The organism is Sphingopyxis panaciterrulae, from assembly GCF_014199295.1.
Classification (GTDB): domain Bacteria; phylum Pseudomonadota; class Alphaproteobacteria; order Sphingomonadales; family Sphingomonadaceae; genus Sphingopyxis; species Sphingopyxis panaciterrulae.
Genome location: NZ_JACIJH010000002.1, coordinates 225,198 through 249,316, shown reverse-complemented (window position 1 = coordinate 249,316; position 24,119 = coordinate 225,198). Strand labels below are relative to the sequence as shown.

The following is a 24,119-nucleotide window of genomic DNA, read 5'->3' as shown; positions in this document are numbered from 1 at the left end:
GCGAACGAAAGGTTCGGACCCAGCATGTCGCCCTTCCCCGTCCCGCCCGCGCGCCGCGCCGCCGACCCCGCCGCATGACCGCCCCCGCGCGCCCCCGGCTGCTCGGCGAGGTCCGCCGCGCGAAGATCCTGGCCTGGCTGCGCGAAGAGGGCAGCGCCCGCGTCCGCGCGCTCGCCGACGCCTTCGCGGTGTCCGAGGTGACGGTGCGGCAGGACCTGGAAAAGCTGGAGGCGGAGGGGCATATCGTCCGCGAGCATGGCGGCGCCTTCCTGAAATCGGTGCCACAGCAGGTGCGCGCCCTCGCGCTCCAGCATCACGAAAATATGGACGAAAAGCGCCGCATCGGCCGCGCCGCCGCGGCGCTGGTCGGCGACGGCGAGACGATCATCCTCGATTCCGGATCGACGACGACCGAGGTCGCCGCTGCGCTGATCGGCCGCCGCGACATGACGGTGGTCACCAACGCGCTCAACATCGCGCTGATGCTCGGCGCCGAACCGGGGTTCGAGGTCCATATGCCCGGCGGCCATTTCAAGGCGCCGACGCTGTCGCTGAGCGGCGACCGCTCCGCCGACTATTTCCGCGGCCTGTTCGCGAAGACCCTGTTCCTCGCCACCGCGGCGATCGACGTCGAGGCGGGGCTGACCTATCCCGCATTGTCCGACATCGCGGTCAAGCGCGCGATGATCGCCGCCGCCGACCGCGTCTGCCTGGTCGCCGACGCGAGCAAGATCGCCCTGCGCTCCTTCACCGCGCTCGGCGGGCTCGACCTCGTCCATATGCTGATTACCGACGACCGCATCCGCGACGCGGACCGGGCGGCGATCGAGGCGGCGGGCGTGGAGGTCATCGTCGCCTGACGGACAGGCAGAGAATTTTTCCAAGGATGAGGATCATAGCGTGAGCAGCAACCTGAAATTCGGCGCCGGCATCTGGCACTTCGCGACCTATGTCGACCGCTATGCGACCGACGGATACGGCCCGCCGCGCTCGCTGATCGAGATGATCGACCTCGCCGGGCAGGTCGAGGATCTGTCGGTCGTCGACATCAACTATCCCTTCGTCGACCCCGACCTGTCGCTGGACGCCGTCGAGGCGGCGCTGACGCGCAACAAGCTGTCGGTCATCGGCATCACCCCCGAAATCTATACGCGCCGCTTCGCCAAGGGCGCCTTCACCAACCCCGATCCCGGCATCCGCCGCCTCGCGAACGAGATGGTCAACGACGCCGCCAATGTCGTGCGCCGCTTCGGCGCCGATTATGTCAAGCTGTGGCCGGGGCAGGACGGCTGGGACTATCCGTTCCAGGTCGATCACAAGACGCTGTGGCAGCTCAGCATCGACGGCATCGGCGAGCTGGCGAGCCAGAATCCCGACCTGAAGTTCGTGATCGAATACAAGCCGCGCGAGCCGCGCGTCCACATGAGCTATGACAGCGTCGCGCGCACCCTGCTCGGGATCGAGAAGATGGGACTGCCCAATGTCGGCATCCTGCTCGATTTCGGCCACTCGCTCTATGGCGGCGAATCGCCGGCCGACGCGGCGCAGCTCGCGATCGATCACGGCCGGCTGTTCGGCATGGACGTGAACGACAATTTCCGAAGCTGGGACGACGATCTGATCGCCGGGTCGGTCCATCCGATCGAGCTGTTCGAATTCTTCTATACGCTGCGCAAGAACAAGTGGGAGGGCGTGTGGCAGCTCGACCAGTTCCCCTTCCGCGAAGACAGCGTTGCCGCCGCCAATTCGGCGATCGGTTTTCTGAAAGTCATCGACCGCGCGCTCGACAAGCTGGATTTCGAGGCGATGCAGGCGGCGCAGGACCGGCACGATGCGGTCACCGCGCTCGACCTCGCGCGCCGCGCGCTCTTCACCTCCTATTGAGGGCGCGGGCGTGATCATCTCTTCGGCCAATGATTTCCGCGCGGCGGCGCGGCGGCGCATTCCGCGCTTCCTGTTCGACTATGCCGACGGCGGCGCCAACGCCGAGGAAACGCTGCGCCGCAATGTCGGCGACCTCGCGGGCGTCGCGCTGCGCCAGCGGGTGCTGAAGGACGTCGCGAGCATCGACCTGTCCGCGACGCTGTTCGGGCGCAAGCTCGCGCTGCCGGTCGCGCTCGGCCCGGTCGGGATCAGCGGCATGTATGCGCGGCGCGGCGAATTGCAGGCGGCGCGCGCGGCGGCGGCGGCGGGCATTCCGACCTGCCTGTCCACCGTGTCGATCTGTTCGATCGAGGAGGTGGCGCGCGCCGCGAACCCCTTCTGGTTCCAGCTCTATGTCATCCGCGACCGCGCCTTCATGACCGACCTGATCGCGCGCGCGAAGGCGGCGGGGGCACAGGCGCTGGTCTTCACCGTCGACATGCCGGTGCCCGGCGCGCGCTATCGCGACGCCCATTCGGGCATGTCGGGGCCGCGCGGGCCGCTGCGCCGCGTAATCCAGGCGATGGGCAAGCCGGGCTGGGCATGGGACGTCGGCCTGATGGGCCGGCCTCACATGCTGGGCAATCTGCTACCGGTGCTCGGCAAGGACAGCGGGCTCAACGACTATATGGGCTGGCTCGGCGCCAATTTCGATCCGTCGATCCAGTGGAAGGACCTCGACTGGATTCGCGCCGCATGGGACGGCCCGCTCATCATCAAGGGCATATTGGACCCCGAGGATGCGCGCGAGGCGGCGGCGATCGGCGCCGACGGCATCGTCGTGTCGAACCATGGCGGGCGCCAGCTCGACGGCGTGCTGTCGAGCGCCCGCGCGCTGCCGCCGATCGCCGACGCGGTGGGCGACGCGCTGACCGTCCTCGCCGATGGCGGGGTACGCAGCGGCCTCGACGTCGTGCGGATGCTGGCGCTCGGCGCGAAGGGCGTGCTGCTCGGCCGCGCCTGGGTCTATGCCCTCGCCGCGCAGGGCGAGGCGGGTGTCACCAAGCTGCTCGACCTGATCGCGAAGGAGATGACCGTCGCGATGACGCTGACCGGCGTGAACCGGGTGGACGCCATCGACCGCTCGATCCTCGCCGAAACTCCATGACCATGAACGGGACCCCGCAATGAGACTTCTCGAAGGAAAGACGGTGCTGGTCACCGGCGGCTCGACCGGCATCGGCCGCGCCGCGGCGATCGGCGCCGCGCAGCATGGCGCGAACGTCGCGATCAATTACGCGTCGAGCGACGACAAGGCCGCATCGTGCATCGCGGAAATCGAAGCGCTCGGGCAGAAAGGTCTCGCCGTGAAGGGCGACGTCGCGCTGCCCGAGACCGCGAGCGATTTCGTCGCGCAGGCGGTGGACGCCTTCGGCCGCGTCGACGTGATGGTGTCGAACGCCGGCATCTGCCCCTTCCACGCCTTTCTCGACATGCCCGCCGAGACGTTCGAGCGCACCCAGCGCGTCAATATGCACGGCGCCTATTATATGTGCCAGGCGGCGGCGCGGCAGATGGTCGCGCAGGGGGACGGCGGCGCGATCGTCGCGGTTTCGTCGATCTCGGCGCTCGTCGGCGGCGAGTATCAGACCCATTATACGCCGACCAAGGCGGGGGTGCATTCGCTGATGCAGTCGGCCGCGATCGCGCTCGGCCGCCACGGCATCCGCTGCAACAGCGTGCTGCCCGGCACGATCCTGACCGAGATCAACAAGGACGACCTCGCCGACGCGGACAAGCGCCGATATATGGAATCGCGCACCCCGCTCGGCCGCCTCGGCCAGCCCGAGGACCTGATCGGCCCGATCGTCTTCCTCGCCTCCGACATGGCCGCCTATGTCACCGGCGCCGCGCTGCTCGTCGACGGCGGAATGTTCGTGAACCTGCAATAGGGCGCGCGAAATCGGTCCGGCGTCGTCTTGACCAATTAGTATTATTATATTTATAATCGCGACCCAATAGCCCCGGGTGATTCCGCGGCACGAAAACTTGTGGGCCGCGGGTCCGGAGGGGCGATGTGAAGGACATGTTCGGCACGATCCTGACGGCACTGGCCGCCGCGGCGGCGCAGCCCGCGCTGGCCGCGCCCGCGGCGCCCCCGCCGCTTTCGGTCGCGGCCGACCACCGCCATCTCGAAGCCGGGGGCGAGCCCTGGTTCTGGCTCGGCGATACCGCCTGGCTGCTGCTCAGCCGCCTCGACCGCGACGAGACCGAACGCTATCTGACCGTGCGCGCGGCGCAGGGTTTCAACGTCATCCAGGTCATGCTGCTCCACACGCCGAAGATGACGAGCCGCACCGGCGCGCCGGCGCTGGTCGACGGCGACCCCGCCCGCCCGCGCACCACGCCGGGCAACGACCCCGCCAGGCCGGGCGAATATGATTATTGGGACCATGTCGACTGGGTGGTCGACCGCGCCGCTGCGCACGGCATCTATGTCGCGATGGTGCCCGCCTGGGGGGACCTTGCGACCGACCGCCAGCTCACCGAGGCCAATGCCCCCGTCTATGGCCGCTTCCTGGCCGAGCGTTACGGCCAGCGGCCGAACATCGTCTGGCTCAACGGCGGCGACACCCGCTCCGAAACGCGGTCCGCGGTCTGGGACGCGCTGGGGACGACGATCAAGGCCATCGCGCCGCGCCAACTCATGACCTTCCACCCGATCGGGCGCACCTCGTCGGCATGGCAGTGGCACCAGGCGCCGTGGCTCGATTTCAACATGGTCCAGTCGGGGCACCGGTCCTACGATCAGGAGGGGCCGAACGCGATCGGCGAAGATAATTGGCGCTATATCGCCGATGCCTGGGCGCGCGAGCCCGCCAAGCCGGTGATCGACGGCGAACCGAGCTATGAGAATATCCCGCACGGGCTGCACGAGCCGGCCGGCGCGCCGCGCTGGCAGGCCGCCGACGTCCGCCGCTACGCCTGGTGGGCGGTCATGGCGGGCGCCTTCGGCCACACCTATGGCGAGAATCACGTCATGCAGATGTATCTGCCCGGCGCCGACACCGCCAATTTCGAGCCGATCCTGCCATGGCATCAGGCGCTGACGGCGCCGAACGCGGCGGGCGCGGACCAGATGCGCCACCTCAAGGCGCTGATCGAATCGCGCCCGATGCTGGACCGCGTGCCCGACCCGTCGCTGATCGTCGACAATGGCCCGCGCTACGACCGCGTGCTCGCGAGCCGGGGCAAGGGCTATGCCTTCGCCTACAGCTATAGCGGGCGCCCCTTCACGCTGCGGCTCGGTGCGATTTCCGGCCGGCAGGTCCGCGCCGCCTGGTATTCGCCGCGCGACGGGGCCGTGACGCCGATCGGCACCTTCGCCAATCGCGGCAGCCGACGCTTCGACCCGCCGGGCGAGACCGCGCCCGGCAACGACTGGACGCTCGTCCTCGACGATGCGGCCGCCGCCTTTCCCGCTCCCGGCACGACAGGACGCCATCCTTGACCAAGCAGCAACAGATCGACCTCGGCAGGGCGCGCGGCCTGCCGAAAATCCGGCATGTCCGCGCCTTCACCGTGCGCGGCGGCGGCGCCGACTATCACGACCAGCCGGGCGGCCACTGGATCGACGACCATATCGCGACACCGATGGCGCGCTATCCCGAATATCGCGCCTCGCGGCAAAGCTTCGGGATCAACGTGCTCGGCACGCTGGTCGTCGAGATCGAGGCCGAGGACGGCACGGTCGGCTTCGCGGTAACGACGGGCGGCGAGCCGGCCTGCTTCATCGTCGAAAGGCATCTCGCCCGCTTCCTGATCGGCCGCAGCCCGACGGAGTATGAGAAGATCTGGGACCAGATGTATTTCGCAACCCAATATTATGGGCGCAAGGGGTTGGTCGTGAACGCCATTTCGGGCGTCGACCTCGCGCTCTGGGACCTGCTCGGCAAGCTGCGCGGCGAACCCGTCTATCATATGCTGGGCGGCGCGGTGCGCGACGAGTTGCAATTCTATGCCACCGGCGCGCGCCCCGATCTGGCGAAGGAGATGGGTTTCATCGGCGGCAAGCTGCCGCTCCACCACGGCCCCGCCGAGGGGCTGGAGGGGCTGGACAGGAATATCGCGCTGCTCGCCGACATGCGCGCGAAATGCGGCGACGATTTCTGGCTGATGTATGATTGCTGGATGAGCCTCGACCTCGACTATGCGACCCGCCTCGCCCACCGCGCCTGGGACGAATGCGGGCTCAAATGGATCGAGGAAGCGCTCTCCCCCGACGATTATTGGGGCTATGCCGCGCTCAAGAAACAGGCGCCCAAGGGGCTGCTGGTCACCACCGGCGAGCATGAAGCGACGCGCTGGGGCTTTCGCATGCTGATGGACATGGACTGCTGCGACATCATCCAGCCCGACGTCGGCTGGTGCGGCGGCGTCACCGAGCTGATCAAGATCGCCAATTATGCCGACAGCAAGGGCGTGATGATGGTGCCGCACGGCTCTTCGGTGTACAGCTATCATTTCGTGATAACCCGCCATAACTCGCCCTTCGCCGAATTTCTGATGATGCACCCCGGCCCGACCGAGGTGGTGCCGATGTTCGCACCGCAACTGCTCGGCGAGCCGGTGCCGGTGAACGGCCGCATCCGTGCGAGCGAACTCGACCGGCCGGGCTTCGGCGTCGAACTCAACCGCGACATTCCCCTCCACCGTCCCTATCCGAACTGAGGAAAGACCCATGAAACTTTGCCGCCATGGCGCCCCGGGCGCCGAAAAGCCCGGTCTGGTCGACGCCGAGGGCCGCATCCGCGACCTGTCGGCGCATGTCGCCGACATCGACGGCGCCGCGATCGGCCCCGTAGGCCTCGCGAAACTCGCCGGACTCGACCCCGCGTCGCTGCCGCTGGTCGAGGGCGAGGTCCGCTATGGCCCCTGCGTCGCCGGCACGCGCCACTTCGTCGCCATCGGCCTCAACTATGCCGATCACGCCGCCGAATCGAACCTGCCGATCCCGGAGGAGCCGGTCGTCTTCAACAAATGGGTGAGTTGCATCCAGGGCCCGAACGATCCGGTCACCATCCCCAGGGATTCGCAGAAGACCGACTGGGAGGTCGAGCTGGGCGTCGTCATCGGCACCCGCGCCTCCTATGTGTCGGAAGCCGACGCGCTGCGCCATGTCGCCGGCTATTGCGTCGTCAACGACGTGTCCGAACGCCACTGGCAGCAGGAACGCGGCATGACCTGGGACAAGGGCAAGGGTTTCCCGACCTTCGGCCCGGTCGGCCCGTGGCTGGTCACCGCCGACGAGGTCGGCGACCCGCAGGCGCTGTCGATGTGGCTCTCGGTCAACGGCAAGCGCGTGCAGGACGGGAACACCAAGACGATGATCTTCACCGTCGCCCAGATCGTCGCCTATCTTTCGCAGTTCATGACGCTGGAGCCCGGCGACATCATCACGACCGGCACCCCGCCGGGCGTCGGCCTGGGGCAAAAGCCCGCGCCCTGGTATCTGAAGGCCGGCGACGTCGTCGAACTCGGCATCGACAAGCTGGGGCAGCAGCGCCAGGACTTCGTCGCGTGGCAGGGATGAGCGGGCGTTTCGCCGGCCGCACGGCGATCATCACCGGCGGCGCGTCGGGGCTGGGCAAGGCGGTCGCCGCGCGCATCGTCGCCGAGGGCGGCCGGGTCGCGCTGTGGGATTTGAGCGCCGACGCGCTCGACGCCGCGCGCGCCGAAACCGGCGCCATCCACATCGAGGCGCTCGACGTGTCCGACGCGGCGCGGGTCGAGGCGGCGGCGCAGGCCAGCGCCACCGCGCTCGGCGGGCGGGTCGACATCCTCGTCTGCTCGGCGGGGATCACCGGCGCCACCGCGCCGGTCCACGACTATCCGATCGACAGTTGGCTGCGTGTCTTCGACATCAACGTCAACGGCCTCTTCTATTGCAACCGCGCGCTCGTGCCGCTGATGCTCGCCGGCGGCTATGGGCGGATCGTCAACATCGCCTCGGTCGCGGGCAAGGAAGGCAACCCCAACGCCAGCGCCTATTCGGCGTCGAAGGCGGCGGTGATCGGCCTGACCAAGAGCCTCGGCAAGGAGCTGGCGGGCAAGGGCGTCATCGCCAATTCGCTGACCCCCGCGACGTTCGAAAGCCCGATCCTGGCGCAATTGCCGCAAAGCCAGGTCGATTATATGCGCTCGAAGATCCCGATGGGCCGGCTCGGCGAAATCGCGGAGAGCGCGGCGATGGTCTGTTTCATGGCAAGCGAGGAATGCAGCTTCACCACCGCGGCGACCTTCGACACCTCGGGCGGCCGGACGACCTTCTAGGATGAGCCAGCGCCCGCCCCTCGTCGACCCGCATGTTCACCTGTGGGATCTGGCGCATATCCGCTATCCGTGGCTGACGCCGCCGTTCGACGCCGACAATCCCAACGGCAGCGTCGAGCCGATCGCAGTCGACTATCCGCTGGACGCCTATCTGGCCGACGCGCGCGGCTGGGACGTGCGCGGCATCGTCCATATCGACGCCGGCGCGCACCCCGATGACGCGTTGAAAGAAACGCAATGGTTGCAGGCCATGGCCGACGCACGCGGCCTGCCGAGCGGTATCGTCGCCTTCGCCGCGCTCGACGATCCCGCCGTCGAAAGCCTGCTCGCCAGCCATGCGGACCATCCGAACGTCCGCGGCATCCGTCACATCGTCAACTGGCACCCCGACCCCGCGCGCAGCTATGCCGCCGCCGACGCGACGACCAGCGACGCCTGGGCGCGGGGCTTCGCGCGGCTCCGCAAATATGGGCTGAGCTTCGATCTTCAGGCCTATGCCGGCCAGTTCGCGCATCTCGCCGCGCTGTTCGCGAAGCATCCCGACACGCCGGTGATCCTCGATCACACCGGCATGGCGATCCCCGACGATCCCGACGGCTGGGGCCTGTGGCGGCGCGGCATGGCGGCGCTCGCGGCGCTGCCGCATGTCGCAGTCAAGATTTCCGGCATGGGCTTCACCTGGCGCCCGTGGGACATCGAGCAGGCGCGGCCCTATGTGCTCGAAACGATCGAGATCTTCGGCAGCGATCGCGCGATGGTCGCCAGCAATTTCCCGACCGACAAATTGTTCGGCAGCTTCGACCGGCACCTTGGCGCCTATGACGCGATCACCGCCGATTTCTCCGCCGACGAGCGTCACGCGCTGTTCGCGGGCAATGCCAACCGCATCTACCGGCTCGGCCTGGACCTTTAAGAGGATGCGCGTCGTCGATCTGCGCGCCGAGCATGTGACCGGCCTGCTGGGCACCGAAGAAGCGCGCCCGCGCCTGTCGTGGCGGATCGAAAGCGACGCGCGCGGCGCCGTCCAGACGCACTATCGCATCCGCGCCGCCGCCAGCCCCGAGGCGCTGGCGGCGGACGATCTGCTATGGGACAGCGGCCGGGTCGCATCGGGCGCCTTGCTCGATATTGCCTGGGACGGTCCCGCCCTCGCCGCCATGCAGCGCGTCTGGTGGGACGTCGAGGTGAACGACGCCGCCCGCTCTGACCCGGCATGGTTCGAAACGGGGCTGCTCGCGCCCGAGGACTGGCGCGGCGACTGGATCGAGGCCGAGGACACGCTTGCCGCCGCCGATCGCGCCGCGGGCGTGCGCTGGATGTGGAGCGACACCGCGCTCGACCCCCGCCCGCACGCCTTCCGCCTCGATTTCGACGCGCCGGCCGATCTGGTGCGCGCCGAACTGCTCGTTTCGGGCAAGGACCATCTGCGCGGGGTGTGGGTGAACGGCGCGCCCTCGCCGCTCGACCGGCCGTTCGGCTGGGACACGCATCTTCCCTTCTGGGGCACGCTCACCGCCTTCGAGGGCAAGGTGACGCCCGGCCGCAACAGCCTGTGCGCGCTGGTCGAAGCCGATACCGAGGGCTTCTTCCCGGTCGACGGCGGCGCCTTCGCCGCGCTCGTCCGGCTGCACCGCACCGACGGGCGCATAGATCGCATCGCCACCGCCGCCTTTCGCGTCGCGCCCGATCCCGCGCCGGGCTGGACCGACCCCGACTTCGACGCCGGCGGCTGGGCGCCCGTCGTCGCCAGTACCGCCTGGGCGCAGGGCGACCCGCGCCCGAGCGAGCCGGCGATGCTGCTGCGCACGGCCTTCACCGCCGCGAAGCCGGTCGCCGCCGCCCGCCTCTATGCGACCGCGCTCGGCGCCTATGAGGCGCGGATCAACGGCCAGCGCGTGTCGGACGCGGTCCTCGCCCCCGAAACCACGGTCGCAAAAAGCCATATCCTCTATCAATGCCATGACGTCACGGCGCTGATCGCCGAGGGCGAGAACCTCCTCGGCGCGATCGTCGGCGACGGCTGGTATGCCAGCCCCTTCGGCTGGCGGATCGAGCGCTATGGCTTCGGCCCCGCCCCGCGCCGCTTTCGCGCCCAGCTTCGGATCGACTATGCCGACGGCAGCCGCGAATGGGTCGCCACCGGGCCGGACTGGATGATCGCCCCCTCGCCGATCCTGAAATCGGAGCTTTACGACGGTGAAACCTACGATGCCCGCGCCGAGCACCCGGGCTGGGACCGCCCCGGCTTCGACGCGTCGGACTGGGCGCCCGCCCGCGTCGGTGCCGCGCCGGCCGCGCGCCTCGTCGCGCAGACGTCGCCCGCGATCGAGCGCATGGGGATGCGCCGCGCGCGGTCGGTCAGCGAACCGTCGCCCGGCCGCTTCGTCTTCGACTTCGGCCAGAATCTGTCGGGCTGGGCGCGCATCCGCGCCCGCGGGCCGGCCGGCACGACGATCACCGCCCAATTCGCCGAGTTGCTCGCCCCCGACGGCACCGCCGACCTCGCCAATTTGCGCCTCGCCCGCGCGACCGACCGCTTCACCCTTGCGGGCACCGGCGGCGCCGAGACGTTCGAGCCGCACTTCACCTATCACGGCTTCCGCTATGTCGAGGTGACCGGCTATCCCGGAACGCCGAGCGCCGACGATATCGAGGCCGTGGTCGTCCACAGCGCCTGCCGCGAGGTCGGCGGCATGGATTTTCCCGACGCGCCGCTGCTCCAGGCGATCTGGCAGAACGCGCTGTGGAGCCAGCGGAGCAATTTCGTCACGGTCCCGACCGACTGTCCGCAGCGCGACGAGCGCATGGGGTGGATGGGCGACATCCAGGTTTTCCTCGACGCGGCGGCGTTCACCATGGAGGTCGATCCCTTCATCCGGCGCTTCCTGCGCGAAGCGCGCGCGGCGCAGCGCGCCGATGGCGCCTATCCGATCGTCGTGCCGCAGCCGCTCTCCTTCCCCGACGTGGTGACGGCGGGATGGAGCGAGGCGGGGATCATCCTGCCGTGGATGCTCTGGCAGCGCTATGGCGACACCGCCGTGATCGACGAGAATTGGGACGCGATGGAGGCGTGGATGGCCTTCGTCGCGCGCGTCAATCCCGATAACGTCTGGCGCCACGAGCGCGGGCTCGACCTGGGCGACTGGCTGTCGGTCGATGCGGTCAAGCCCGACGACGAGACGACGCCGCGCGCGCTGTGCGCGACTGCCTATTGGGCCTGGTCGGCCGAGCTGATGGCCGCGATGGCCGACGCGACCGGCCGCGCCGCCGATGCTGCGCGCTACCGCACGCTGCGGCAGGCGATCGGCACCGCCTTCGCCGCCGAATTCGTCTCGGCCGACGGCGTCTGCGGCAACGGCAGCCAGACGAGCCAGACCCTGTCGCTCCACATGCGCCTCGTCCCGCCGGCGCTGCGCGGTGCCGCCGCCGATATCCTCGCCGCTAACATCCGCGCGCGCGGGATGACATTGTCGACGGGTTTCCTCGGCACCCCCTATCTGCTCGACGTCCTCGCCGACGCCGGCAAGCCGGACGAGGTGGCGGGCCTGCTGCTTCAGACCGGTTATCCGAGCTGGGGCTATATGGTGGCGAAGGGCGCGACGACGATGTGGGAACGCTGGAACGGCGACACCGGCGATCTCGCGATGAACAGCTATAATCATTATGCGTTCGGCGCGGTGGTCGGCTTCTTCTATCGCCGCCTCGCCGGTATTGCACCCGCCGCGCCCGGATTCCGGCGCATCGCGGCGCGGCCCTTGTGGCTGCCCGCGGTCGGCCGCGTCGCCGCCCGCTTCGATTCGCCACTCGGCCCGATCGCCGCCGCGACCGAAGGCGACGCGGACGGATTGACCCGCTTCACCCTCTCCGTCCCCGCCGGCACCGTTGCCGAGGTCGAACTGCCGCCGCGCGACTGGCGCGAGGGCGACCGGCCGCTCGCCGATCATCCCGACGTCCGCGCGCTCGCGCGCGATGCGGGAGGCGTCCGCTTCGAGGTCGGATCGGGCCGCTACGATTTCGCGGTCTGAACCGGGCCGCCGCTACCCCTTCCCCTTGCGCCCCGCCGCCGCTTCGATGCGGCCGAGGCCGTGGCCGATGATTTCCCGCATCGCATCGGCCGCGCGCGCGCCGTCGCCGGCCTCGATCGCGTCGACGATGCGGGCGTGGCCGCGCACGCTCGCGCGGTGCGCTTCGGCCTCGTTCACCGGCGAACTCATGCGGAAGGAGGCAACGAGCGCAGTCTCGATCACCGCCGCCAGCGAGCGCATCAGCACATTGCCCGACGCGTGCCCGACCGCTTCGTGGAAATCGAGGTCGGCCTCGGCGAAATCGCGGGCATTGTCGGTCGCGGCGTCCATGCGGCCCAGCGCGTCGCGCATCGCCGCGATATCCGCCTCGCTGCGCCGCCGCGCCGCGCCCTCGGCCGCCGCGGCCTCGACCGCGAGCCGCACCTCGGCGAGCGAGCGGATGAAATCGAGGTCGAATTCCTGGCTGACCTTCCACGACAGGATATCGGCGTCGAAGAAATTCCAGTGCGAGCTGTCGAGAACCGCCGTGCCGACGCGCGTCTTGGCTACGATCAGCCCCTTCGCGGTCAGCGTCTTGAACACCTCGCGCAATACGGTGCGCGAAATGCCGAAGCGCTTCAGCATCTCGGCTTCGGGCGGCAGCTTTGCCCCGGCGGGATAAACGCCGGACAATATGTCGTTGCCCAGCGCCTGCGCGACATAGTCGTGGTTCGACCGCGCGCCACCCGGGGCTCGGTCGAAACCGGCGCGGCCGCCCGCCTTCTGGGCATCGGAAAAATCGTTCAATGCAGCCACCCCGATATCTGATCGTCATGCGGCTGCGACAAGAGATGGGTCCCGCCACCGCGCTTTCGGTTCACGGCCCTGTCATATTTTCGATACCCGCGTCTGTAAACGGCTGGTGCGGCGCAGGCCGGGAAAATCCGCGCCAAAATAAATGGGGCGGCGCCGGATTGGCGTCGCCCCAGTTGTGGTGCCTGCCGGGAGAGGGAGAGGGGCAGGCCGGAGATTGGTGCCGGATGGCTTAGCGGGCGGCCATCTGGCTGTCGGTTTCGACTTCGGCGACGCCGGCGATCTTCAGCGCGGCGCGATACTGCTTGGCGGCGGCGCGTTCGTTGCCGGCCTCGCACAGCTTGTTGCCGGTCGCGACGAAGCGCTTGGCGCTCGACTGCTTTTCGGTCTGCATGGCATCGGCGGCGGTGCGCGCCTGATCGGCGAGGCCGGCGCAGCGATAGTCGCCCGCCTTCGGCTGGGCCTGGACCGGCGAGGTCGAGGCAATCAGGCCGGTGAAAGCCAGCGCCGAGGCGGCAACGATCGCGAAGGCGGAGGGGAAGCGGCGGAAAGAGGAGAGCTGATAGGCCATGGGAGAGGTTCCTTTCGTTTCGTTGTGCAACCTTTTTAGGCACGGTTGCGCCAATAGATAATCCTCTATAATCTGCAAGTGCCTTGAAGCAGGACTTAACAATTCCCCATGGGGCGCTCGACGGGATCGAGGCTTTCCTGCGCGTCGCGGAAAGGCGGAGCTTTTCGGCCGCGGCCTCGGACCTCGGCGTCTCTCCTTCCGCGATCAGCCAGACGGTCAAGGCGCTCGAAGCGCGCGTCGGCGCGCCGCTGTTCATGCGCACGACGCGCAGCGTCGGGCTGACTCAGGCGGGCGAGATGTTCCTCGAACGCGCAGCGCCCGCCTATGCCGGGCTCGCCGACGCCTATGAAGCGGCGCGCAACCTCGGCAACCGACCCGCCGGGCGGCTGCGGATCAACCTGATGCGCGGCGCGGTGCAGCCGCTGTTCGAACCGATCCTCGCCGGCTTCTGCGAAGCCTATCCCGAGATCGAGATCGAGATTTTCGCCGACGACGCCTTTTCCGACCTCAGCGCGGGCGGGTTCGACGCCGGAATCCGCATGGGCGAATCGCTCGACGCCGACGTGATCGCGGTGCGGCTGACCGGCCCGTTCCGCTTCGTCGTCGCCGCGGCGCCCGCCTATATCGCCCGCTATGGACGCCCCGAAACGCCCGGGGACCTGCGCGAGCACCGCTGCGTGCGGCTGCGTCTCGGCACCGGCGCGATGATGCCGTGGACCTTCGCGCGCGGCAATCGCGAGTTCGAGGTTGCGGTGACCGGCCCGGTCATCGTCAACGATTTCCACGCGATGATGGTCGCCGTCAGCACCGGCGTCGCGATGGGCATGATCGCGGAGCCGACCGCCAAGGCCCTGGCCGAGGCGGGCGAACTCGAACTGCTGCTCACCGACCATGCCGCCACGACCTCGGGCCTCTTTCTCTATTATCCCAGCCGCAAGCAGGTGATGCCGAAACTGCGTGCCTTCATCGATTATGTCCGCGACTATCTGCCCCAGGACATAACAACCCCCTGATTTTAAGGGGTTTCGCCTGGCCGCGAAAACAAATCCCTTCGCCGCCAGCAGAAAAAATGGACTCGCGCTGGGCCTGGAAAGGCGGCAGCGGGTTGTCGATCAGACCAGTTGGGATGCTTTCATGCTCGATCTTGCGGCGCTAGACCCCACCGCCCTGCTGCCCTTCATCCTGATCGGCTTTGCGGCGCAGCTCGTCGACGGCGCGCTCGGCATGGCCTTCGGGGTCATCTGCAACACGCTGCTCGTCGCGGTGATGGGCGTGCCGCCGGCGACCGCCTCGGCACGCATCCATGTCGTCGAGATGTTCACGACCGGCGTGTCGGGGATCAGCCACCTGATCCACCGCAACATCGAATGGCCGCTCTTCTTCCGCCTGCTCGTTCCCGGCCTGATCGGCGGCGTCACCGGCGCCTATGTGCTGAGTTCGCTGCACGGCGAGCTGGTCAAGCCCTTCGTGCTCGCCTATCTGGTCGCCATCGGCATCTGGCTGCTCGTCCGCGGCCTGCTCTATCCCCCCAAGATCCGCAAGCCGACGGTCATCGTGCCGCTCGGCCTGATCGGCGGATTTCTGGATGCCGCGGGCGGCGGCGGCTGGGGGCCGGTCGTCACCTCGAACCTGCTCGTCCAGGGCGCCGAGCCGCGCAAGGTGGTGGGCACCGTCAACAGCGTCGAATTCTTCCTGACCCTTGCCGTGTCGGCGACCTTCATCTGGCACCTCGGCTTCGCCGACATCGCGGGCGCGACGCTCGGCCTGCTGATCGGCGGCGTCCTCGCGGCGCCGCTCGGCGCCTTCATGGCGAAGCGCTTTTCGCCCAAGCTGATGCTGGTCCTCGTCGGCGTCGTGCTGACCGCCACCAGCGCCTTCGGCCTGTGGCAGGTGTTGAAATAGGTCGCGCGGCCGGTCCCGCTCAGTTCGCCGGCCGCGTCTCGTCGATCTTCTCGACCCATTCGGGATAGAAGCTCGGCTCGCGCGCCGACCAGCCGGGAGCGGTCGCCGCCGCCTCGCTGATCGACTGCAGCAGGACCTTGCGCTTGTCGGGGTGAAGGTGCGGCAGCGACGCCGCGGCGCAGAAGGCGCCCGGCAGCCACGGCCGCGCATGCGCGCCGAGCAACCGCTCATAGAGGAAGCGATACGCCGCGAAGCTCGGCAGCCGGTCCTGCCCGAGGTCGAAGGCCGACACCGCGACGAGCGGCGCCATGAAGCCTTCGAGTGCGTCGAGACCGCTGTCGTCGGGAATATGCGCGCGGATGTCACCGAGCCGCTGATAGACCTTCGCCTGCACCCGGATCGCGGTTTCCTCGACCCGGTCGCGCGACCAGCGCGCGATCGCATCGTCGCGCTCGAGCCCGATGTCGAGCGAGCGGCGGATATAGCGCTGGGTCGCGGCGGCAAAGCCCGCGAATTCCTTGATCTCGGCAAGGGACAGGTCGCCTGCGGCCGGTCCGGAACGCGTCGCCATGGTCATGCTCCCGCATCGCGCCCGGGGAGCCGTCCCCCCGGAGGCTTGCATCGGCCATCATGCCACCCGAGGGGTTAGCGGCAGGTTAACCATGATATCGGCCGCCGTTCAGCAAGCGGGAGCCGTTGCGCAGCATGGCGCGGGCGCCTAATCAGGCGGAACCAGAACAGACCATCCGCAGGGACCGCCATGTCACACGCACCGCAACCGGTCATTTCGTCGACCGGCCTCTTCACCCCCGCCGAAGCGATCTCCAACGAGGAACTGGTCGCCAGCTTCAACCGATATGTGGCGCGTCATAACCGCGAGAATGCCGACGCGATCGCGGCGGGCGAGGTCGCCGAACTCACCGAATCGAGCGTCGAGTTCATCGAGAAGGCGAGCGGCATCGGCTCGCGCTTCGTCGTCGATAAGGCGGGTATCCTCGATCCCGCGCATATGGCCCCGCGCCTGCCCGAACGGAGCAACGACGAACTGTCGATCCTCGCCGAGATCGGCGTCGCGGCGGCCAGGGACGCGCTCGCCCGCGCCGGCCGCGACGCGGGCGACGTCGATGCCGTGCTGTGCGCCGCGTCGAACATGCAGCGCCCCTATCCCGCGATGGCGGTCGAGATCCAGGACGCGCTGGGCATCGACGGCTTCGCCTTCGACATGAACGTCGCCTGCTCGTCGGCGACCTTCGGCATCCAGACCGCCGCCGACTATATCCGCGCCGGCCACGCGAAGAGCGTGCTGGTCGTCAATCCCGAAATCTGTTCGGGACACCTCAACTGGCGCGACCGCGACAGTCACTTCATCTTCGGCGATGTCGCGACCGCGATCCTGGTCGAGGAAAAGAGCATCGCTCCGGCGGGCCATTGGGATATCCTCGGCACCCGGCTCAAGACCGTCTTCTCGAACAATATCCGCAACAATTTCGGCTTTCTCAACCGCACCCACGGCGGCATCGACCAGTCGGGGCCAAAGACCGACAAGCTCTTCGTCCAGGAAGGCCGCAAGGTGTTCAAGGAAGTCGTGCCGATGGTCGCGGCGATGATCGTCGCGGAGATGGAAAAGCTCGGGCTCGAGGGCGCCGACATGCGCCGTCTGTGGCTGCACCAGGCGAATACCAATATGAACCGCCTGATCGCGCAGCGCGTGCTGGGCCACGAGGCGAGTGCCGACGAAAGCCCGACCGTGCTCGACACCTATGGCAATACGTCGAGCGCGGGGTCGATCATCGCCTTTCACCTTCATAACGAGGATATGGCGGCGGGCGACACCGGGCTGATCTGCTCGTTCGGCGCGGGGTATAGCGCTGGGACGGTGTTCGTGCGGAAGACCTAATAGCTTCGCACCGGCAGCCCCACCGCGGCGAGCCGCGCGTGGGCTTCGGCGATCGTCGCCTCGCCGAAATGGAAGATGCTCGCGGCGAGCACCGCGCTCGCGCCGCCGTCGATCACGCCGGCGACCAGATGGTCGAGGTTGCCGACCCCGCCGCTCGCGATCACCGGCACGGTCACGGCATCGGCGACCGCGCGGATCAGCGCGAGGTCGTAGCCGTCCCTGGTGCCGTCGCGGTCCATCGAGGTGACGAGCAATTCGCCCGCGCCCAGCGACGCCAGTCGCACGGCGTGCTCGATCGCGTCGATCCCGGTCGGCTTGCGCCCGCCGTGGGTGAAGATTTCCCAGCGGCCCCCTCCGTGGTCTTTGGCGTCGACCCGCCGCGCGTCGATGCTGCCGACCGCGCACTGGCTGCCGAAGCGGTCGGCGATGTCGGCGACGAGTTCGGGCCGCGCGACCGCGGCGCTGTTCACCGCCACCTTGTCGGCGCCCGCGAGGAGCAGCGCGCGCGCATCCTCGGCGCTGCGTACGCCGCCGCCCACGGTCAGCGGCATGAAGCAGACCTCGGCGGTGCGGGCGACCATGTCGAGCAGCGTGCCGCGCCCCTCGTGACTCGCCGAAATGTCGAGGAAACAAAGCTCGTCGGCGCCCGCGGCGTCATAGGCGCGCGCCGCCTCGACCGGGTCGCCGGCGTCGCGCAAGTTGACGAAGTTGACGCCCTTGACGACGCGCCCGTCGGCGACGTCGAGGCAGGGGATGACGCGAACGCGGACGGTCATCTGCTCCCCTCCCGCTTGCGGGAGGGGCCGGGGGAGGGCCTGTTTCGGGAGCGCATCATCGTCACATGCCCTCCCCTAACCCCTCCCGCAAGCGGGAGGGGAACCGGCGACCGCGATCGCCTCGGCCAGATCCAGCCGGCCGTCGTAGAGGGCCCGCCCGGTAATCACGCCCTCGATTCCGTCGGCGACATGCGGCCGCAGCGCATGAATATCGTCGATCCCCGCGACCCCGCCGCTCGCAACCACCGGAATATCGACCGCGCGCGCCAGCGCCACTGTCGCCCCGACGTTGCAGCCCTTGAGCAGCCCGTCGCGCCCGACGTCAGTGAAGAGCAACGCCGCGACGCCCGCATCCTCGAAGCGCCGCGCGAGATCCTCGACGCGCACATCGGACACGTCGGCCCAGCCCTCGGTCGCCACCATGCCGTCCCGGGCGTCGACGCCGACGACGATCCGCCCCGGAAGGTCGCGCGCGGCGGATTTGACGAAATCCGGGTCCTTGAGCGCCGCGGTACCAATGATGACGCGCTCGACGCCCAGCGCCAACCAGCGGTCGACCCCAGCGCGATCCCGGATGCCGCCGCCGACCTGCACCTTGCCCGGAAAGGCGGCGATGATGGACTCGGCCGCCGCGCCGTTGACGCTTTCCCCGGCAAAGGCGCCGTCGAGATCGACGACGTGCAGATGCGTCGCGCCCGCATCGGCGAACAGCCGCGCCTGCGCCGCGGGATCGTCGCCATAGACAGTCGCGCGCGCCATATCGCCTTCAGCAAGCCGCACCACCTGCCCGCCCTTGAGGTCGATCGCGGGGAAGATGGTCAGGGTCATGGCGCTTTCCTAAAGCCCCTCCCCTTCAGGGGAGGGGTTGGGGTGGGGGCTATCAGCATGGCGCGAGGCCGATGGCCCCCACCCGCTGCGACTAGGGAGCAAGCTCCCAAGTCTCGCTGCCCTCCCCTGAAGGGGAGGGCGTGAATCAGGGCCGCCACTGGAGGAACCTTTCCAAGGTCGCAAGGCCATAGGCCTGGCTCTTTTCGGGATGAAACTGGACGCCGACAATCGTGTCGCGGGCGACCGCCGCGGTGAACGGCCCGCCATGCTCGCTGGTCGCCGCGACATGCGCGGCCCCGGCGACATGATAGCCGTGGAGATAATAGGCCTCGCCGCGCACGATCACCGGATGCGCGCAGGCCGGGAGGACGTCGTTCCATCCCATGTGCGGGATGCGAAGGCCCGGCGCCGGATCGAAGGGCCGCACCGTGCCGCCGACCCAGCCCAGCCCGGCGTGCCGCCCATGCTCCTCGCCCGCGTCAGCGAGCAATTGCATGCCGACGCAGATGCCGAGAAAGGGCGCGCCTTCGTCGCGCACCCGCCGCTCCATCGCCTCGACCAGCCCCGAAATCGCCGACAGGCCGTTCATGCAGGCCGCGAAGGCGCCGACGCCGGGCAGCACGATCCGGTCGGCCTTCGCCACGATATCGGGATCGGCGGTGACCGCGACATCCTGTGCGCCCGCCGCCAAAAGCGCATTGTGCACCGAGCGAAGATTGCCCGCACCATAGTCGATCAGGGCGATGGTCAAATTCCCCTCCCGCTTGCGGGAGGGGGTGGCGGAGGGCATGTCCGATTAGTGGCGGCGGCCTGCAACAGACCCTCGCCCGACCCCTCCCGCAAGCGGGAGGGGAGGCTCATAGCACCCCCTTGGTGCTCGGGATCGTATCGCCCTTGCGCGGGTCGATCTCGACCGCCTGACGCAGCGCGCGCGCCAACGCCTTGTACATGCTCTCGGCGATATGGTGGTTGTTCTCGCCATAAAGGGTTTCGATGTGCAGCGTGATGCCCGCGGTCTGCGCGAAGCTATGGAACCAATGCGGGAAGAGCTCGGTGTCCATCTCGCCCAGTCGCGGCTGCGAGAAACCCGATTTCCAGACGCAGTGCGGCCGCCCCGAAATATCGAGGATGCAGCGGGTCAGCGTCTCGTCCATCGGCGCGTGCGCTTCGCCATAGCGGGCGATGCCGCGCTTGTCGCCCAGCGCCTTGGCGACAGCCTCGCCGAGCGCGAGTGCCGAATCCTCGACCGTGTGATGCTGGTCGATATGCAGATCGCCCTTCACCGTCATCGTGATGTCGATCAGCGAATGGCGCGACAATTGCTCGACCATATGGTCGAGGAAACCGATGCCGGTGGAAACCGAATAGGTGCCGCTGCCGTCGAGATCGACGGTGATCGCGATATCCGTTTCCTTGGTCGTGCGCTGGACGGTGGCGGTTCGCATGGCGCACGCCATAGAGCCTATTTTTCGCGTTGCAAGGCGACTCTCCCCACTTGACCGGCGCGCGCGCGCCGTCCATCCCCCTCGCCCATGAGTGAAGACGTCCGCGACAGCCTGATTCCCTATGACGAAATCGTGCAGGATGCGCTGCGCGCCGTGGTCGGCCGCGTGCTGTCGCAGGTCGTGGGCAGCGACAGCCTGCCCGGCGAGCATCATTTCTATATCACCTTCAAGACGCAGGCGCCCGGCGTCGCGATTCCGGGCCATCTGATCGCCAAATATCCCGACGAGATGACGATCGTCCTCCAGAATCGCTTCTGGGACCTGACCGTCGAAGAGGATCATTTCAGCGTCGGCCTGTCGTTCAACCAGACGCCGTCGATCCTGACCATTCCCTATGCGGCGATCACCGCCTTCGTCGATCCCTCAGTCGATTTCGGGCTGCAATTCCAGGTGGCCGACGATGGCGAGGCGCCCGAACCGCACGACGAGGCCGACAACGACCGCCCTGATGTCGCGGCCCCCGATGTCACGGCCGAAGACGGCTCCAACGTCGTGACCGTGGACTTCGGCAAGCGAAAATAGCGCATGGGCGGCCCCGCATGGCCTCCCAGCCGTTTCTGGCAATATTGGGCGCTCGCCGGGATGGTGGTGCTGACCGCCGCCTTCTGGTGGGGAGTCGAGGGCTATGCGATCTTCGAGGCGCGCCGCCACGGCCAGATCGCCGAAGGCTTGCTGCGCTTCACGCTGCTGATCCTGACTCCGGCGCTCGTGCTCGCCTGGCTCGCGGCGGCGTGGCTGCGGCGGCGGGTGGGTGAGGCCGGCTATTGGCAATTGCTCGGGCTGATCGCGATGATCTGGACCGGGTCGGTCCTGGTGACGAGGATATTGCTGCGATGAGCGAGACGCGAACCGAAAGCGACAGCATCGGCGAGATCGCGGTGCCGGCGGACGCCTATTGGGGCGCGCAGACGCAGCGGTCGATCGAAAATTTCCCCTTCGGCGCGCGCGAGCGGATGCCGATCGAGATCGTCCACGCGCTCGCGCTGGTCAAGCAGGCGGCGGCGCGGGTCAACCGCAAGCACGGGCTTGCCGCCGAAAAGGCCGACGCCATCGAACAGGCCGCCGCAGAAGTCGCCGCGGGTCGGCTCGACGACCAGTTCCCGCTCGTCATCTGGCAGACCGGCAGCGGCACCCAGAGCAACATGAACGCCAACGAGGTGATCGCGGGCCGCGCCAACGAGATTCTCACCGGCGCGCGCGGCGGCAAGACGCCGGTCCACCCGAACGACGACGTCAATCGCGGCCAGTCGTCGAACGACAGCTTTCCGACCGCGCTGCACATCGCCTGTTCGCTCGCGACGACACGGCGCCTCTTCCCCGCGCTCACGCGCCTGCACGGCGCGCTCGACGCCAAGGCGGCCCAATGGGCGGACCTGGTCAAGATCGGCCGCACGCACCTTCAGGACGCGACGCCGCTGACGCTGGGCCAGGAATTTTCGGGCTATGCGAACCAGCTCTATCGCGCCGGCCGGCGGATCGAGCCGGCGATCGCCCACGGCACCGACCGGCTGGCGCAGGGCGGCACCGCGGTCGGCACCGGGCTCAATTCGCCGGCGGGATTTTCCGCGGAGTTCTGCGCGGCGCTCGGCGAAATCTGCGATCACCCCTTCCTGCCCGCCGAGAATATGTTCGAGGCGCTCGCGTCGAACGACCCGCTCGTCCACCTGTCGGGGACGCTGAACGCGCTCGCGGTCGCGCTGACCAAGATCGCCAACGACATCCGCCTTCTGGGCTCCGGCCCGCGCGCCGGGCTCGGCGAACTGTCGCTGCCCGCGAACGAGCCCGGCAGCTCGATCATGCCCGGCAAGGTCAACCCGACCCAGTGCGAGATGCTGACGATGGTCGCAGCGCAGGTGATCGGCAATCATCAGGCGGTGACCGTCGGTGGGATGCAGGGGCATCTCGAGCTCAACGTGTTCAAGCCGCTGATCGGCGCCAATTTGCTGCGCTCGATCGACCTGCTCGCGACCGGTATGGAGAGTTTCGCCGAGCGCTGCGTCGAGGGGATCGAGGCGAACGAGGGCCGCATCGCCGAGCTGGTCGACCGCTCGCTGATGCTGGTCACCGCGCTCGCGCCCGAAATCGGCTATGACAAGGCGGCGAAGATCGCGAAGCAGGCGCACGACCAAGGCACGACGCTGCGCGAGGCGGCGCTCGCCCTCGGTTTCGTCGACGCCGCGACCTTCGACCGCCTCGTCGACCCGCGACACATGCTCGGGCCGGAACCCGAATCGCCCGCCGCGGATTGATAGGAACGACAGGACGGTTCGGCGCCGGCTCGCTCCCCCTCCCGGCCTCCCACAGGCTACCATCGTCGGGAAGCCGGGAGAGGGAGCGGGCCGACGCCGCCTCGGAACGAAAAGGAGACGAAAGATGATGGGTCGGATCATCGGCGGCGTGCTGGGCAGCGCCATCGGGCGCGGCAAGGGCAATCATCCGGTCGCCGGCGCGGTGATCGGCGCCGGGGCGCTGTTCGCGGCGAGGCGGCTGTTCCCGCAGCGCTATGCGGTGCTCGCGGCGACGGCGGCCGCCGCCTATCTCACCAAGAAATGGGCCGACCGCGCCGAAGCGCGCAAGGCGGCCGAAGCGGCGCATGCCGCAGACCCGGACCTCGCCCGCGCCGGCGTGGTCGACCCCTATGCGGGCACCGATGCGCCCCCGACCGACGGAGCGAGCATCGGGGACGCCCTGCCCCCGGCGATTCCGGTGACGGCGAACGGGCAGCCGTCGGTTCACTAGGGGTTGCGGGGATTCATCTTGAGGAATCCCGAGCCGTGTGTCCCCACCTTCTCGGGGACACATGGTTTTACCGTTATAGGACCGCCGAAACCTGAATCCCCACAAGAGCAGCAAGCCGTAAACCTACATCGCCCTTTCTTCCGTTCGTGCTGAGCTTGTCGAAGCACCGTTCTTTCTTTTCGGCGTCGCAAGGAAAGAACAGCCCTTCGACAAGCTCAGGGCGAACGGGGATGGGGATGCGGATTTGCGGCTTGCTGCTCTATGGCCCAATTACAATCGTCGCCCCGACGAGAAGATCAGCCCCCCTGCCAGTCCTTCACCGCTTCGACCGGCGCCACCAGCATCAGCACGTTGAGCGTCAGATTGTCGCGGATCGCCCACAGCGTGAACAATTCGAAGGCCAGCGCGATGCCGACGGTCTGCCACCAGCGCATCCGGCTCGCCGCCAGGAAACCGAGGATCATGAAAGTCGCGTCGCTCACCGAATTAAGCACCGAATCGCCGCTATAGCCATAGGCCATCGTCATCTCGCGATAGCGATCGATGATGACGGGCGAATTCTCCAATATCTCCCACGCGCCCTCGATCCCGATGGCGATCGCCAATGCCACCCACAACGCCCGCTTCGGCATCAGCCAGCGCGACAGGCCATAGAAGATAAAGCCGTGGATGATGTGGCTGAAGCTGTACCAGTCCGAAATCTGCTGGCTGTTCTGGTTCGACTGGACGGTGCCGTGCCACAGGCTGATCGTGCCGCACGGGCAGATGGCCGGACGCCCCATCGCGAGCAGGATCGCGGTCAGAAGCAGCATCAGGCCCGCTGCGACAAGCCACCCCCTTCGCGAAATTCCCCGGACCATCCGCACCCTTCCCGCTTGACCGCCGCCG

Annotated in this window: 25 protein-coding genes; 17 read left to right on the top strand and 8 right to left on the bottom strand. The window is 68.2% G+C overall.

What is annotated here, in order from left to right; genetic code table 11:
• The first annotated feature begins 74 nt into the window (after positions 1-74).
• The 10 genes from FHR21_RS05215 (at position 75) to FHR21_RS05170 (ending at position 12,221) form a co-directional block, all read left to right on the top strand.
• Positions 75-860, top strand: a complete 786-nt coding sequence (locus FHR21_RS05215) for a DeoR/GlpR family DNA-binding transcription regulator (RefSeq protein WP_184096015.1) — start codon at positions 75-77, stop codon at positions 858-860.
• A 40-nt stretch (positions 861-900) separates the two neighbouring features.
• Positions 901-1,884: a TIM barrel protein gene (locus tag FHR21_RS05210; protein ID WP_184096013.1), complete on the top strand. Its 984-nt coding sequence runs from the start codon at positions 901-903 to the stop codon at positions 1,882-1,884.
• A gap of 10 nt (positions 1,885-1,894) precedes the next feature.
• Positions 1,895-3,031, top strand: a complete 1,137-nt coding sequence (gene lldD / locus FHR21_RS05205) for an FMN-dependent L-lactate dehydrogenase LldD (protein WP_184096011.1) — start codon at positions 1,895-1,897, stop codon at positions 3,029-3,031.
• 19 nt (positions 3,032-3,050) lie between these two features.
• Positions 3,051-3,815, top strand: coding sequence for an L-rhamnose 1-dehydrogenase Lra1 (locus tag FHR21_RS05200; RefSeq protein ID WP_184096009.1), 765 nt, complete (start codon positions 3,051-3,053; stop codon positions 3,813-3,815).
• A gap of 134 nt (positions 3,816-3,949) precedes the next feature.
• Positions 3,950-5,374 (top strand): glycoside hydrolase family 140 protein, encoded by a 1,425-nt coding sequence (locus FHR21_RS05195; RefSeq protein WP_184096492.1) that lies wholly within the window; start codon positions 3,950-3,952, stop codon positions 5,372-5,374.
• Positions 5,371-6,594 carry an L-rhamnonate dehydratase gene (gene rhmD / locus FHR21_RS05190; RefSeq protein ID WP_246427066.1) on the top strand — a complete coding sequence of 408 codons (1,224 nt, stop codon included), beginning with the start codon at positions 5,371-5,373 and terminating at the stop codon, positions 6,592-6,594. The genes FHR21_RS05195 and rhmD overlap by 4 nt, the downstream gene beginning before the upstream one ends.
• Before the next feature lie 10 nt (positions 6,595-6,604).
• The gene (locus tag FHR21_RS05185) at positions 6,605-7,456 is read left to right on the top strand and encodes a fumarylacetoacetate hydrolase family protein (protein ID WP_184096007.1); all 852 of its coding nucleotides are present in this window, start codon (positions 6,605-6,607) and stop codon (positions 7,454-7,456) included.
• Positions 7,444-8,196 carry an SDR family oxidoreductase gene (locus FHR21_RS05180; RefSeq protein WP_184096005.1) on the top strand — a complete coding sequence of 251 codons (753 nt, stop codon included), beginning with the start codon at positions 7,444-7,446 and terminating at the stop codon, positions 8,194-8,196. Before FHR21_RS05185 ends, FHR21_RS05180 begins: the two co-directional genes overlap by 13 nt.
• A gap of 1 nt (position 8,197) precedes the next feature.
• A complete protein-coding gene (locus FHR21_RS05175) occupies positions 8,198-9,109 on the top strand; it encodes an amidohydrolase family protein (protein WP_184096003.1) in 912 nt (303 codons plus the stop codon).
• Positions 9,072-12,221, top strand: coding sequence for an alpha-L-rhamnosidase (locus FHR21_RS05170; RefSeq protein ID WP_184096001.1), 3,150 nt, complete (start codon positions 9,072-9,074; stop codon positions 12,219-12,221). The genes FHR21_RS05175 and FHR21_RS05170 overlap by 38 nt, the downstream gene beginning before the upstream one ends.
• 12 nt (positions 12,222-12,233) lie before the next feature.
• Here FHR21_RS05170 and FHR21_RS05165 read toward each other — a convergent pair whose 3' ends face one another.
• Complete coding sequence (locus tag FHR21_RS05165; RefSeq protein ID WP_338113074.1) at positions 12,234-13,016, bottom strand: FadR/GntR family transcriptional regulator; 783 nt, start codon at positions 13,014-13,016, stop codon at positions 12,234-12,236.
• Between the two features lie 229 nt (positions 13,017-13,245).
• Positions 13,246-13,584, bottom strand: coding sequence for a hypothetical protein (locus tag FHR21_RS05160; RefSeq protein ID WP_184095998.1), 339 nt, complete (start codon positions 13,582-13,584; stop codon positions 13,246-13,248).
• Positions 13,585-13,667: 83 nt separating this feature from the next.
• Here FHR21_RS05160 and FHR21_RS05155 point away from each other — a divergent pair, with 83 nt between their 5' ends.
• Positions 13,668-14,597 (top strand): LysR family transcriptional regulator, encoded by a 930-nt coding sequence (locus FHR21_RS05155; RefSeq protein WP_184095996.1) that lies wholly within the window; start codon positions 13,668-13,670, stop codon positions 14,595-14,597.
• Positions 14,598-14,718: 121 nt separating this feature from the next.
• On the top strand, positions 14,719-15,486 hold the full coding sequence (locus FHR21_RS05150; protein ID WP_184095994.1) for a sulfite exporter TauE/SafE family protein: 768 nt from the start codon (positions 14,719-14,721) through the stop codon (positions 15,484-15,486).
• Positions 15,487-15,505: 19 nt separating this feature from the next.
• Here the strand turns inward: FHR21_RS05150 and FHR21_RS05145 are convergent, their stop codons facing one another.
• On the bottom strand, positions 15,506-16,057 hold the full coding sequence (locus FHR21_RS05145) for a hypothetical protein (protein WP_184095992.1): 552 nt from the start codon (positions 16,055-16,057) through the stop codon (positions 15,506-15,508).
• A 189-nt stretch (positions 16,058-16,246) separates the two neighbouring features.
• On the opposite strand from FHR21_RS05145, the gene FHR21_RS05140 reads away from it, so the two are divergent.
• Positions 16,247-17,383, top strand: a complete 1,137-nt coding sequence (locus FHR21_RS05140) for a beta-ketoacyl-ACP synthase III (protein WP_184095990.1) — start codon at positions 16,247-16,249, stop codon at positions 17,381-17,383.
• Here the strand turns inward: FHR21_RS05140 and hisF are convergent.
• The 4 genes from hisF to hisB form a co-directional block, all read right to left on the bottom strand.
• The gene (gene hisF / locus FHR21_RS05135; RefSeq protein WP_184095988.1) at positions 17,380-18,159 is read right to left on the bottom strand and encodes an imidazole glycerol phosphate synthase subunit HisF; all 780 of its coding nucleotides are present in this window, start codon (positions 18,157-18,159) and stop codon (positions 17,380-17,382) included. The two genes, FHR21_RS05140 and hisF, sit on opposite strands and share 4 nt — an antisense overlap.
• 75 nt (positions 18,160-18,234) lie before the next feature.
• A complete protein-coding gene (hisA, locus tag FHR21_RS05130) occupies positions 18,235-18,987 on the bottom strand; it encodes a 1-(5-phosphoribosyl)-5-[(5-phosphoribosylamino)methylideneamino]imidazole-4-carboxamide isomerase (protein ID WP_184095986.1) in 753 nt (250 codons plus the stop codon).
• A 145-nt stretch (positions 18,988-19,132) separates the two neighbouring features.
• Complete coding sequence (gene hisH / locus FHR21_RS05125; RefSeq protein ID WP_184095984.1) at positions 19,133-19,777, bottom strand: imidazole glycerol phosphate synthase subunit HisH; 645 nt, start codon at positions 19,775-19,777, stop codon at positions 19,133-19,135.
• Between the two features lie 67 nt (positions 19,778-19,844).
• Positions 19,845-20,432, bottom strand: coding sequence for an imidazoleglycerol-phosphate dehydratase HisB (gene hisB / locus FHR21_RS05120; protein ID WP_184095982.1), 588 nt, complete (start codon positions 20,430-20,432; stop codon positions 19,845-19,847).
• An 87-nt stretch (positions 20,433-20,519) separates the two neighbouring features.
• Here hisB and FHR21_RS05115 point away from each other — a divergent pair, with 87 nt between their 5' ends.
• The 4 genes from FHR21_RS05115 to FHR21_RS05100 all read left to right on the top strand — a co-directional run bounded on the left by FHR21_RS05115 (position 20,520) and on the right by FHR21_RS05100 (position 23,231).
• Complete coding sequence (locus tag FHR21_RS05115; protein WP_184095980.1) at positions 20,520-21,014, top strand: SspB family protein; 495 nt, start codon at positions 20,520-20,522, stop codon at positions 21,012-21,014.
• 3 nt (positions 21,015-21,017) lie between these two features.
• Entirely contained in the window at positions 21,018-21,329 is a 312-nt protein-coding gene (locus FHR21_RS05110; protein WP_184095978.1) for a hypothetical protein, read from the top strand.
• Entirely contained in the window at positions 21,326-22,741 is a 1,416-nt protein-coding gene (gene fumC, locus FHR21_RS05105) for a class II fumarate hydratase (protein WP_184095976.1), read from the top strand. The genes FHR21_RS05110 and fumC overlap by 4 nt, the downstream gene beginning before the upstream one ends.
• Positions 22,742-22,865: 124 nt before the next feature.
• The gene (locus tag FHR21_RS05100) at positions 22,866-23,231 is read left to right on the top strand and encodes a hypothetical protein (RefSeq protein ID WP_184095974.1); all 366 of its coding nucleotides are present in this window, start codon (positions 22,866-22,868) and stop codon (positions 23,229-23,231) included.
• A gap of 296 nt (positions 23,232-23,527) precedes the next feature.
• Here the strand turns inward: FHR21_RS05100 and FHR21_RS05095 are convergent, their stop codons facing one another.
• A complete protein-coding gene (locus FHR21_RS05095) occupies positions 23,528-24,091 on the bottom strand; it encodes a DUF2585 domain-containing protein (protein WP_184095972.1) in 564 nt (187 codons plus the stop codon).
• Between the last annotated feature and the right edge of the window lie 28 nt (positions 24,092-24,119).

Excerpts from the sequence above, each read along its gene's own strand:
- FHR21_RS05215 (WP_184096015.1), top strand. The coding sequence starts at position 75 with ATGACCGCCCCCGCGCGCCCCCGGCTGCTCGGCGAGGTCCGCCGCGCG.
- FHR21_RS05200 (WP_184096009.1), top strand. The coding sequence starts at position 3,051 with ATGAGACTTCTCGAAGGAAAGACGGTGCTGGTCACCGGCGGCTCGACC.
- FHR21_RS05195 (WP_184096492.1), top strand. The coding sequence starts at position 3,950 with ATGTTCGGCACGATCCTGACGGCACTGGCCGCCGCGGCGGCGCAGCCC.
- FHR21_RS05185 (WP_184096007.1), top strand. The coding sequence starts at position 6,605 with ATGAAACTTTGCCGCCATGGCGCCCCGGGCGCCGAAAAGCCCGGTCTG.
- FHR21_RS05175 (WP_184096003.1), top strand. The coding sequence starts at position 8,198 with ATGAGCCAGCGCCCGCCCCTCGTCGACCCGCATGTTCACCTGTGGGAT.
- FHR21_RS05170 (WP_184096001.1), top strand. The coding sequence starts at position 9,072 with ATGCCAACCGCATCTACCGGCTCGGCCTGGACCTTTAAGAGGATGCGC.
- FHR21_RS05160 (WP_184095998.1), bottom strand. The coding sequence starts at position 13,584 with ATGGCCTATCAGCTCTCCTCTTTCCGCCGCTTCCCCTCCGCCTTCGCG.
- FHR21_RS05150 (WP_184095994.1), top strand. The coding sequence starts at position 14,719 with ATGCTCGATCTTGCGGCGCTAGACCCCACCGCCCTGCTGCCCTTCATC.
- FHR21_RS05145 (WP_184095992.1), bottom strand. The coding sequence starts at position 16,057 with ATGGCGACGCGTTCCGGACCGGCCGCAGGCGACCTGTCCCTTGCCGAG.
- FHR21_RS05140 (WP_184095990.1), top strand. The coding sequence starts at position 16,247 with ATGTCACACGCACCGCAACCGGTCATTTCGTCGACCGGCCTCTTCACC.
- hisF (WP_184095988.1), bottom strand. The coding sequence starts at position 18,159 with ATGACCGTCCGCGTTCGCGTCATCCCCTGCCTCGACGTCGCCGACGGG.
- hisA (WP_184095986.1), bottom strand. The coding sequence starts at position 18,987 with ATGACCCTGACCATCTTCCCCGCGATCGACCTCAAGGGCGGGCAGGTG.
- hisH (WP_184095984.1), bottom strand. The coding sequence starts at position 19,777 with ATGCCCTCCGCCACCCCCTCCCGCAAGCGGGAGGGGAATTTGACCATC.
- hisB (WP_184095982.1), bottom strand. The coding sequence starts at position 20,432 with ATGCGAACCGCCACCGTCCAGCGCACGACCAAGGAAACGGATATCGCG.
- FHR21_RS05115 (WP_184095980.1), top strand. The coding sequence starts at position 20,520 with ATGAGTGAAGACGTCCGCGACAGCCTGATTCCCTATGACGAAATCGTG.
- FHR21_RS05110 (WP_184095978.1), top strand. The coding sequence starts at position 21,018 with ATGGGCGGCCCCGCATGGCCTCCCAGCCGTTTCTGGCAATATTGGGCG.
- fumC (WP_184095976.1), top strand. The coding sequence starts at position 21,326 with ATGAGCGAGACGCGAACCGAAAGCGACAGCATCGGCGAGATCGCGGTG.
- FHR21_RS05100 (WP_184095974.1), top strand. The coding sequence starts at position 22,866 with ATGATGGGTCGGATCATCGGCGGCGTGCTGGGCAGCGCCATCGGGCGC.
- FHR21_RS05095 (WP_184095972.1), bottom strand. The coding sequence starts at position 24,091 with ATGGTCCGGGGAATTTCGCGAAGGGGGTGGCTTGTCGCAGCGGGCCTG.